Genomic DNA, 12246 nt, shown 5'->3' with positions numbered 1-12246 from the left:
GGGAATAACCACTATCAACTAACTAATCTTTAAGAAGAAAACTCTCTTCTAATACTGAGTCAGATGCTCCACCAACAAATACATTGAATTTGCCTGGTTCACTTCCCCAACTCATATCTTTGCGATAAAATTTTAAATCATCATTGCTAAGGATAAAATTGATAGTTTTGGTTTCTCCAGCTTTCAGCAATACTTTTTGGAAACCTTTTAACTGTTTCACTGGTCGGGTAACGCTACCCACCAAATCACGAATATAAAGCTGAACTGTTTCCTCTCCATCTACTTTACTATCGTTTTTGATTTGAACGGAAACTTCTAATTTTTGATCCTTAGTAATTTCCTGCGCACTTAATTTTAAATTAGAATAAGTGAAATGAGAATAACTTAAACCATGACCGAATGCAAACAAAGGTGTGTTTGGTGTAAATAAATATCGGGAAACATATCTTTGTTCTGTACTATTTGCAGAGTAGGGTCTTCCCGTATTTTTCATGTCGTAATAAATTGGAATTTGACCGGTAACTCGTGGAAAGGTAACTGGTAATTTCCCTGAAGGGTTATATTTTCCAAATAAAACATCGGCAATTGCAAATCCTCCTTCCGTCCCTGGATACCATGCTTCCAAAATAGAATTTGAAATCTTCACTTCGCGCTCTAAGGCTAATGGACGACCATTCATTAGTACCAAAACAATAGGTTTTCCGGTTTTGCGGACGGCTTTCAATAAATCGGTTTGAATTTGTGGTAATTCAATGGAGGTTCTACTTGCTGCTTCTCCTGACCAATTCTCAGGAGCACCAAGAAATACCAATACTACATCTGATTTTTTTGCTGCACTTACCGCCTCGGCAAATCCTTTTTTATCATTGCCATTAAAGCTGCAACCTTTAGCGTAGAGTAAATTTTTATTATACTTTTTTATTGCATCAAAGGGACTGGTCACAAAATCCCATCCACCAGAGGCTCTCCAGGAACCAAGCAGGTTGACTGTGGCTTTTGCATGAGGACCAATTATTGCAATTTTTTTATTTCCTGAAAGAGGTAAGGTTCCATCATTTTGTAATAATACCATTGATTTTTTGGCTACATCTAAAGAGGCTTTTAAATGATCAGGATTATAAATCATTTCTTTTTCTCTTTTTTCATCCAAATATCTGTAGGGATCATCAAATAATCCCAGATAAAATTTCATCTTAAGAACCCGTCGTGCAGCTTCTTCCACTCTTTTTTCATCAACTTTACCTTCTCTAATTAACTCTTTCAGGTGATCCAGATAAACGGATCCTTGCATATCCATATCAACTCCAGCATTCATAGCCAATTCTCCAGCTTCTTTCTCATCGGCTACAATACCATGATCTACCATTTCGTTGATAGAGGTATAGTCTGTCACAACAAATCCATTAAAACCCCACTCGTTGCGTAGGATATCTGTTAAAAGATAATGATTTCCGGATGAAGGAACTCCATCCAATTCGTTAAAGGATGTCATGACTGTTGCCGCTCCGGCATCAATGGCTGCTTTGTAAGGTGGTAAATAAGTTTCCCTTAAAACTCTGTCCGACATATCAACAGTATTGTAATCCCTTCCTCCCTGAGGTGCTCCATATGCAGCAAAGTGCTTCACGCATGCCATAATTGTATTGGGAGCAGAAAGATCTTTGCCTTGAAAACCATGAACACGAGCAGCAGCGATTTTTTTTGCTAGATATACATCTTCACCAGCACCTTCTGATATTCTTCCCCATCTAGGATCTCTGGAGATATCACACATGGGTGCAAAGGTCCAGTTTAAACCACTAGCTGAAGCCTCAATAGCTGAAATACGGGCTGATTTTTCTATTGCTGTCATATCCCAGGAAGATGCTTCGCCTAAGGATAATGGAAAAATTGTTTTGTGACCGTGAATCACATCGTAACCGAAAAGTAATGGAATTCCCAATCTTGTTTCTTCCACGGCTATTTTTTGTAATCTCTTATTGTATTTTACGGTGTGAGCATTAAAAATATTGCCACAAAGACCTTCCTTTACATATTTTAAATAGTTGTCATTGAGGGTAGGACCAGTAACATCCCAACCACTGGAAAATAATACAGTTTGTCCTATTTTCTCTTCCAAGGTCATTAAATTAAGAACGGAATCTACTTTTCTCTCTATTTTTTGATCCTTAAAGTAAGCAGATGCAGGCTTATTCGTAATTTCCTTTGGATTCGTTTTACACGAAGAAAGGACTATTGCCATTATAATAATTACATTTAAAATTTTCACTTCTTTATTGTTAAAAATTAGTACTTTATTTATTGTCTTCTACTTTAAAATCAAGTAATTGTAATCCGTTCTTTATTTCGTCATTATTCATGAACAGATTCCAAAGCATGCCACTTCTATAGTTTTCTATCATGCATACAATTGGCCCCTGATCAATCGCCAGATAGGTTTTTGGAAACCAATTATTCTCTACACTAAATGCGTCGAAAGGACCATATTTCCCAAATGCTTTTTCTCCATAATGGAAATAGATGTTTTTTGCAACTTTTATACATTCTTCAGGAGCATAAGGAAAAGAAGATAACGCAGCAGTAGGGGAAATGATACCATAATCCCTGTCTGGAGAATGAGCAGCATAACCCATATAAGTATTGTCGGCTATTAGATCATTTCTTTGTCTGCCTCCTCCAGCTTCCCAGGCACTGTAACCTTTTATGGAGTAACTTGCTGTTAAGCCCCAAAGATCTTCACCATATCCTTTATATTTTTTAGGGTTTTGTATGCAGTAGGCTCTGTTCATCATTACATGAGCAACATTTATATCCCAATAATTGGCATAACGGTCAGAAGTTATGGAAGGATTGAATCCGATATAGGAATAATGTGCCCAAAATAACGGACCACCTGCTGATGGATTTCCATTGTGTTGTAGCGTTAGGGTATATCCATATTTGGATTTTGGTTTTACGATATCTCCGTTCCTGGCCCAACCTTCGTGATAGGATTCCGGTTGTATGGTATATTGAGGAGAGGCTGCTCCCATTATATAGGTAACCAATACCTCATTATATCCCTCCAAAGGAAAATTCATTTCCCATCCATAATTGGGAGACCAATGCCAGTATAAAACGTGGCTATCATCTTTTTCATACCAATTGTATTCGATACCATGCCATAGGTTTTTCATCCTATTGCTGAGGTTCTGCTCTTCCTGATTTCCATTTTTGAAATATTCCTGAACGCACACTAAAGCTTGTGCAAGAAATGAGGATTCCACTAAATCACCACCATTATCTTTGGTGCCAAATGGAACTACCTTTCCTGTTTTGCCATTCATCCAATGTGGCCAGGCACCATGAAATCGATCGGCATTTTCCAAAAAGCTGGCAATCTTTTCAAATCGTTGTAATCCCTGTTCTCTGGATATGAATCCACGGTGAATACCAACCAAGATGGCCATCATTCCAAATCCCGATCCTCCAGTTGTAACCACATCCTGATCATGTTGAGGATAAATTCCGGAAAGATGTATTCTCTCTCTGGCCAGCCCGGAATTGGATTCTGCACCTTCCCAAAAATATTGAAAGGTGTAATATTGAATGGTATCCAAAAGCATTTCATCTGACAATCCTTGATGAATAACCGGGCTATCATTATTGTTCTCCTTTGGAGGATCATTGTTTATTTGCTGATTGCTACAGGCCGTAAAGAGCGTGACAAATAGTATTATAAATATATTATTCATAGCATTCTTCAATATTTTATTTCAATAATATTGGTTCTCTTCGAGATACCGTTTTCATTAAATGCTTCGATGGTAAAATAATAGGTCTGATCTTTTGAGAGAGATTTCAATAGCAATTCATTATCACCATAAACCATCCAGTTATTGTATAATTTATCTGGTGCGATACCCCAAATAATATTGCATCCCTGATTGTTTTTGTCCTTTTTCCAACTTATTTTCACATCGCGTCTGTCTTTCTGACGAATTACCTTAAAGTTGTGAACGAAATTCGGAAGTTTACCTAAGCCATTTCCAAATACTCTGATATCAGAGATTGCCAGATGAGGTGTTGGTATTTCGATATTGGTATATCGTATGTATCTGGCTTTTGTGTTCTGGTTGATTTCTGCGTAATCATTTGGAGTATCCTTAAAACTCTTTGATTTATCCACAATTGTTTTCCAGTCTGTGCCATTATTGGAAGCTTCAATCAGGTATCTATGATGAAGATCTTTGTAGCGTCCATACATATTTGATTGATAATCGTGAAAATTAATCTGTATTGCTTTGATATCCATATTTTTTCCCATATCAATTGTAATCCATTCACCTCCTTTATTTGTCTTAGATAACCAAAATGTTTTTACATTTTCATCATCAATATTTTGGCTGGATTCACTGGTGGAACTTGTAACCGGTTTTTGGTAGGAGAGAAGCATCCATCCCCGAAATGCTCCAGGACTTTTTTTAGAAGAAGGAGCAAAATGTGGATAATCACCAAAACGGGTATCTGAATAAATAATACCATCCTTGTCAAAAAAAATTGGATGCATACATATTCTTCTTTCCCATCTCTCGTTTACGGCTAAAGCCATTGAACCAAAGTGCCAGTAGGTGCCGTTAGTAGTTTTGACAATACTGCCATGTCCTGCTCCATTCATAAATCCTCCTGGTTTATAAACAACAGGATTGTGAGCTTGATAAGTATATGGTCCAAGAGGATTTTTAGCCGTATAAACACCATCTGCATAAACATTCCATTCTGTTCCTGGTGCTGCATAGAGCATGTAATAGGTGTTATCATGTTTCGTCATCCATGCGCCTTCTATATACCCAGCAATAATCGTATCGGAATTATTTTCGCCAAATCGCTCCCAACCGTGCTTTTCTGCATCTAAATTGAATAATTTGGTGATGTCTTTCTCTGCAATAAATCTTTTCTTTCTATCAAGTTTTTTCCCTCTGATAGGATATACATTTGATGATCCCCAGAACATATAGGCTTGATCATCATCATCAATAAAAAGATCTGGGTCTTGTAAGTTATTTAAAATGGCAGGTATAATTTTCCAATCTCCCTTTTTGGGGTTGTCTGTGTATAACATGCTCATATGACCCGATGGATTGCCAGTAACATATAAAACAGAGTCTTTATAATTGTGTGCGGCAGGTGCGTTACAGCCTTCAAAATACCATTTCTCAGGTTGAATAAAGTCCCAGTTCTGTAAATCTGTGGAGTGCCAGTATCCTAAAGATCGGGTTACAAACATGTAATATTCCCCACGAAATTTCACAACAGCCGGATCTGCACCTGATCGATAGGAGATATCATTTTTAGAATTATAAATCATGTATGTATAATCGATATTGATAGGATTACAATAGGTCTCGACATTCGGTTGAGCAAATGTGACCAGACTTGTAAAAGATAACAGTATCGTGAGTAGTCGATGCATTCGTTTAATTTTATGAGTTTAAGGTTACTTATAGGTTGATGGAGCTAAATTGTATAATAGCTCATAAAGTTTTTTTAATAGGTTGTTTATAGAATTTAAAAACGAAATTGTTGTAGGTTAAAAGCAATAAGAAAATTATTAATAGAGAAGTTTAAATATTTCCGGAGGCTATCTTATGTAGTTCCTCCGGAAATTTTATTAAAAAATCTTAAATCAATTAAAATTAATCGTTCATAATAGTTTGAACTTCTTCTTGAGATAGCGCTTTATTAAAGATGCGAAGTTCATCGATAAAACTGGAATCTGAAAGATGACCCCAATAACTAAAGGTTTCTCCACCAGCACCTATTGTTAAGGTTTCGCAACCAGTCCAATCCACATTTGCACCCATATCTGCCGAATTAACTTCTACACCATTAATATAGATGTAGGATTTAGATCCGGATACGGTGAATGCAATATGAACCCATTCTCCAGCGGTAACATCAATAACATCACCATCATTCCAGCTTTCCCCGGTTCCAAATCCTACATTTAATTTGATTCTTTGTGAAGTGGCATCTCCTTCTCTAAATAATCTAAAACCTTGATTACGATCATCTACATTAGCACCAACAACAAGAATGCCTGCTCTATCAGGGTCGGGGTTTACTTTGTACCAGAAAGCTGCACTAAAGTCATCGCCAAAAATACCTGTAATAGGGAAGGTAAGATAGGAATCTGTAGCTCCGGCAAAAGAATCGCCATCCACACCGTCTCCGGCAAAACCTGTTGTACCAACCATGCTTGCATCAGCACCACTCACAAGTTCTGTATTGTTTCCATTAAATGGCATATAGAATGTTTCCCCATCATATTTAGGTGTATAGGGATTCGTAACATTCATAATGTTTTGAATTTCTGCTGGTGTTAAAGCTTTATTGAATAAACGTAATTCATCCATCGGACTACTATCCGATTTATGATCCCAATAGCTAAAGGTTTCACCACCTGCACCAATTGTCATTGTTGTACATCCTGTCCAATCTACAGCAGCAGCCATATCAGAAGATCTCATTTCAACACCGTTAAAATAAATGGTGTTCTTCGTTGGTGTAATGGTCATTGTTATATAAATCCATTCGCCTGCTACAACATCAATTTCTTCACCATCATTCCAACTTTCTCCTGTTCCGGTACCAACATTGAGTTTGATTCTTTGCTTGTCAGCATTTCCTTCTCTAAATAATCTGAAGCCCTGATTCCGATCATCTGCATTGGCGCCTACAACCAGAATACCAGCGCGATCTGGAGTTGCACTAACCTTATACCAGAAAGATGCACTAAACTCATCTCCAAACTTACCTTCAACAGGATAAGTGATATAAGAATCTGTAGTACCTTGATAAGCATCTGTTCCAATCATGCTTTCTCCTGCAAAACTTGGTGTTCCAACTTCCGTTGCAGGTATGAAATTTAATAGATCCATATAATCGCCATCAAAAGGCATATAGAGTATTTCACCATCAAAAAGCTGAGTGTATGGCGGTTCTTTGGTAAAATTAACTTCTGATGTTGTGCTTTGACCAACAAGATCCGTTGCAACAACAGTTAAAACGTGATCACCATTTGTTACTTGGTCGTAAGTGAACTCCTCTAGAGCTCGTCTATAGTCTGTGAAAGTAGAGAAATTAGCAATTTCATTTCCATCCATTAAAACGGAAATGCTTCCAATCTCAATATCATCAGTTATTTCCAATTTAATATCGATTGAAGTTATTACCTCCATAACTTTTACAGTGGTTCCTTCTGTAGGGTAAATGATATTTACTACAGGACCCGATCCATCTGCACCAGGATCCACTGGAGAAATGCCATCGATCCCATTGTTACATGCAAATGCTGTAACAATGGTTATCAATCCTATTAATATATTTTTAAATAATTTCATTTTTTCAAATTTTTGATAGTCAATAATAATTAGTTATTTCCCTGAAGAGCTGGTAATAAATCCACCTGATTTTGTGGATAAGGTAAATAGGTTAGATCAGCACTGAAAGTTCTTCCTTCGTAACTTAACTCATCATATTTTCCAAGTCTTACCATATCATAGAAACGAGTTCCCCATTCCATTGCCAGTTCGGCAAATTTTTCATCCATAACTTGCTCATTGGTAACTCCGGTTAATGGAGCTAAACCTGCTCTTGCTCTAACTTCATTTACTGCATCGTCAGCGGACATTACTGAGCTAGAAGCTCCTTGAGTTAATGCTTCGGCATGCATCAGTAATATTTCAGCATAACGAATACAAGTGAAATTTTTGTTTGTTCCATAATCTGTACGTCCTGGTGTTAATTCATCAGAAGGCAAGTAGTGTTTTCCACTTGCAAACATTGCCCGAGCATAGTCATTGATTTGATCACCCGATCTTGTTGTATTGGAAATCCAACTTGGTAGAGTTGCGTAATTTGGATCTTTTTCAATCTCAGCAATACCTCTATCGGTAAATAAAACACTTGTTTCCAAACGGACAGTTTCGTTTCTATCCAGCATAAATTTGATGTATTTCATGCTTGGTTCCCAGAATCCCCATCCGTCACCAGCTCCGGTAACTTTAGGTGTCCAACCTTGAGGTCCGAAAAATGCAAATAGGTAACTTTTGTTATCTCCGGCTCCCATTCCAAAGTCGGAATATTGCATTTCAAGCAAGTTTTCACTGTTGAGTTTTCCTCCAATTTTGAATAGTTCATAGAAATCAGGCTCTAAGCTAAAACCACCATTGCTAATGATTTGAGATGTCGCATCGGCCACTTTCTGATAGTTTTCCATTTCAAGGTTAGCCAACGCTTTAATGGCTAGAGCAGTATATTTTGTTACTCCTCCAGGTATATCAGTTCTCTCATTTGGTCTCATATCTGGTAATAAAGGAATAGCTTCATCCATCTGATCCGAAATAAATTGCATTACATCAGCTTTTGAGGTCAGACTTGCTACCAATAAATTGGATGGATCTGAGTTCTCAGGAATAAATATACCACCCCAAACGCGAGATAAATTAAATAATAACCATGCGCGAATAGTTTTAGCTTCAGCAATATATTGGTCTCCGAGAGCCTTGTTACTGGTGAATTCTTGATACAATTGGATTTGTTCAATTGCTGAATAGGAAGTGAAAACATCAGCATATTCATCTTCCCATACTGCATTATACATCCAGAAATCTTTGTTATAGTTGAATTTGTCAGTTTCAGCAAAATCTTGTTGATCACCAAGACCACCGGCATTAACATCGTCACCTCTAACAGCCATTAGAGGATTGTTTGGCCATCCTTTATCATTAAAGCCTGCATAAAGTCCAAGAAGAGGTAAATCCATATCTTCAGAAATGGTATAATCTGTTCCTTCTGTGAAAGATTTATTTTCAGCTGGATCATTTAAATTGTCTTCACATGAGGTGGCGAACATTATAACAGCAATATAAAGAATGAGCTGTATTGAATATTTTAATTTTTTCATTGTAATGTTGTTTTAAGAATTAAAATTTAACATTTAGCCCAATCGTATAAACTGCTGGAATAGGATACGTTTGAGTATCTACTCCATTGGCTACTTCAGGATTAAAACCGTTGTATTTAAATACAGTTAATGGACGATCCGCAGTTAATGAAATTCTTGTTTCAGGAATTGGAAATCCAAACCATTCTTTTTTTCTAATATTATAAGCTAATTGAATATTCTGGATTCTAAAGAAGGAACCGTCCTCAACAAAATAATCACTCATTTTTTGATTCCAGCCTTTTCTTAAACCTGCAGATGAAGGATATTTATTGGAAGTTCCCTCTCCATGCCAGCGATTGGTTGCTAGATCTGCATCCAGGTTGCCATCGTTAGTCCAAATTAATTCTCCACGTTTGCGATTTAGAATTTTATTACCGGTTTGTCCTAGCATGTTAGCCGAGAATTCCCAGTTTTTATAGGTTAAACCCAAATTAAATGCATACATGAATGTTGGGAAATAGGAGCCAAGAACAACTCTATCGTCATCGTCTACTTTACCATCATTATTCTGGTCTTTGTATTTGAGGTCACCAGGGACCAATCCATTTTCTAATGCAACAGGATCTGCTTGAATTTCAGCATCATTTTGATAGACACCTACTACTTCACGACCGTAGAATGCTAATAATGGTTCTCCAACAATGGAACGTTGACGGAATTCCGCCTGACCACCATCAATATGTGGTTGACCGAAAAGATTTCTTACTTCATTTTTCAAGGTGGAAATATTCGCTCCGATACTGTAACTAAAATCTTTAGATATGTTATCATTCCAATTTAATGCTAACTCAAATCCGGAATTTCTGATAACACCCACATTTTTCAAAACACTACCTCCAACAGAAGGGATACTTACATTGATAGCGGCATTTTTTGTGTCCCTAAGAAAATAATCTGCATCAAGGGATAAACGACCATTTAATAGCTTAGCAGTTAAACCTACGTTAGTTTCCTCTGTAACTTCCCATTTTAGAGAAGAAAAAGTACTGGATGTCGTTGTTCCTGAAACAAGCACATCATTAATGGCTGTAGTTACCACTTGTGTGGTTATAGCGCCATCGCTAGCTTGAATTTTGTCATTACCAAGTCTTCCCCAACTAGCGCGTAGTTTCAAGAAGTCAATAATGTTAACATCCTTTAGGAAGTTTTCTTCTGAAATTACCCAACCTGCACCAACAGTAGGGAAGTAACCCCATTTCTGCTGATACTTGGAGCTTCCGTCTGCTCTCATCGTTCCATACAACAAATATTTACTCTTATAATTGTAAGAAACCCTTCCGAAATAGGACATTCCATATTGTCTCAAACCATCATCATGAACATCCTCAGAAGGTACAGTTTCTGATTGTTCAATGTAATAGGTCTGTTCTTGGTCAGTTGGGAAGTTTAATCCTGTAGCTGTAAGCATATTAAAGGCTTGGTCTCTGTAAGACGAACCAGCCATAATAACTACATTGTGATCTCCAAAACTGTCTGTATAGGTAAGAATGTTATCCCATGTTTGATTGGAATAGGTCTCAGCTCTCTTAACCACTGAAGCATCTACTCTTTGAAAATCATTACCAATAAAATAAGGTAATCGAACATTACGTTGATCAATAGATGTAAAGTTGTGATTATAGGTAGTTTTAAAAGACAATTTTTGTGGAATAAGATCAAGCTTAACATAGAAGTTGGCAAGTAATTTTCTTATTTTTTGTTTGTTCTCGTTGAATTTAAGTGTTGGAAATGGATTTTGTCCACCTCTATATCCCAAATCCTGAGCATTTGCATAATTCGTTGGAGTAGCATTTACATTTAGATCGTCGTAAATTGGCAAAATTGGAACAGCGAAATAAGCTTGATTCCATGCGCCTGATTCAGGAGCATATTTTGTGGCATTACTAAAAATCATATTTCCACCTACAGTGACCTTATTACTTGCTTTATAATCAATCTTCGAACGAAGATTAAAACGCTCGTATTCATTTTTCATGTCGAGAATACCTTCTTGGGCGAAATAACTGGTTCCTAATGAATAGCTGGTATTATCATTTCCACCAGAAACACTTAAACTATGATTTTGAATGCTTGCAGGTCTCATGATTTCATCGTACCAATCTGTATTCACATTTGGAACATTTGGATTAACTCTACTTCTACCATAGCGTTGCATGGCATTTAAAATAAAACTTGCATCAGCAGCCGATCCTGACTCCAAAGCCATGGTGGTATATTGCTCTGCATTTGCCATCTTAAGTACATTTTGTGCTACCTGATAACCGTAATAACCATCATAAGTAATTTGAGCCTTTTGATTTGGTTTCCCTGATTTTGTTTCAATCAAAACAACACCATTCGCAGCTCTCACACCATAAATGGCAGCAGCTGACGCATCTTTTAAAACAGAAATTGTAGCGATATCTGCTGTATTTAGAAAATCAATATTGTCAAAAAATACACCATCAACAACATATAATGGGTTTTCATTTCCTCTACCAGGGTAAGAGCCAATACCACGTATTCTGATTGTTGGAGATTCACCAGGAGCCCCAGCACTTACAACTTGAAGTCCTGCAACTTTACCTTGTAAGGCTTGCATTGCCTGACCTGATGGAGTTTTGAGTAGGTCTTCTGATTTAACAGTGGTAATTGATGAGGTGAGGTCTTTGACATGGAGTTTTCCATATCCAACTACAACAACTTCATCCAGGTTAAGATTGTCTTCCTCCAATTGTATATTAATGATTTTTTGGTCATTAATTTGGAGCTCTTGTGTAATGTAGCCCATGAAGCTATATACTACAACGTTTTCGGTAGATACATTATTTAAAGAGTAGATACCTTTAATATCTGTGATAGTTCCAGAGGTAGTCCCTTTAATAAATACGGTCACTCCTGTAAGGGGTGCACCCGTTGGATCCGTTACTGTTCCTGTCAATACGCTTTTGTTTTGTGCAAAAACGGATAGGGAAAACAGCAAAAGAATTAGGTTCGTAAATAGTAATCTCATGCTAATTTTTTTAGATTGTTTATAACTACCTAAAGATCGTTTAATATAGGTGTTTCTTCCAAAAATATGGCATTTAGTAAACCTCATCAAAAAAATAATAGAATACAATAAAAACACAACAAGGCAATTAAAGTGCAAGAAAAACAGAAGGTTGGATGGGGAGAAATTAAGGATGAATGAATTTTCTGTATATGATTATTAAATGGAAGTATAAATTTTGTATTGTGCTAGTTGTGGTCTGATATCTCTCTAAATAAAACATAAA

At 36.8% G+C, this 12246-nt stretch carries 6 protein-coding genes; all 6 read right to left on the bottom strand.

Annotated features, from left to right (window positions below; genetic code table 11):
* Positions 1-22 precede the first annotated feature (22 nt).
* The 6 genes from DLK05_RS09190 to DLK05_RS09165 all read right to left on the bottom strand — a co-directional run bounded on the left by DLK05_RS09190 (position 23) and on the right by DLK05_RS09165 (position 11981).
* Complete coding sequence (locus DLK05_RS09190) at positions 23-2269, bottom strand: glycoside hydrolase family 3 N-terminal domain-containing protein (protein WP_235831981.1); 2247 nt, start codon at positions 2267-2269, stop codon at positions 23-25.
* Positions 2270-2294: 25 nt separating this feature from the next.
* Positions 2295-3734: a glucoamylase family protein gene (locus DLK05_RS09185; protein WP_127343711.1), complete on the bottom strand. Its 1440-nt coding sequence runs from the start codon at positions 3732-3734 to the stop codon at positions 2295-2297.
* Positions 3735-3742: 8 nt separating this feature from the next.
* On the bottom strand, positions 3743-5452 hold the full coding sequence (locus DLK05_RS09180) for a family 43 glycosylhydrolase (protein ID WP_127343710.1): 1710 nt from the start codon (positions 5450-5452) through the stop codon (positions 3743-3745).
* Positions 5453-5675: 223 nt separating this feature from the next.
* Positions 5676-7382, bottom strand: coding sequence for a LamG-like jellyroll fold domain-containing protein (locus DLK05_RS09175; RefSeq protein ID WP_127343709.1), 1707 nt, complete (start codon positions 7380-7382; stop codon positions 5676-5678).
* 29 nt (positions 7383-7411) lie between these two features.
* The gene (locus DLK05_RS09170) at positions 7412-8947 is read right to left on the bottom strand and encodes a RagB/SusD family nutrient uptake outer membrane protein (RefSeq protein WP_127343708.1); all 1536 of its coding nucleotides are present in this window, start codon (positions 8945-8947) and stop codon (positions 7412-7414) included.
* 19 nt (positions 8948-8966) lie between these two features.
* Positions 8967-11981, bottom strand: coding sequence for a SusC/RagA family TonB-linked outer membrane protein (locus DLK05_RS09165; RefSeq protein ID WP_127343707.1), 3015 nt, complete (start codon positions 11979-11981; stop codon positions 8967-8969).
* Positions 11982-12246 lie beyond the last annotated feature (265 nt).

This window comes from Ancylomarina longa (assembly GCF_003996985.1).
Taxonomy (GTDB): Bacteria; Bacteroidota; Bacteroidia; order Bacteroidales; family Marinifilaceae; genus Ancylomarina_A; species Ancylomarina_A longa.
The sequence above is the reverse complement of the archived record's forward strand: the minus strand, read 5'-3'. Positions and strand labels throughout refer to the sequence as shown.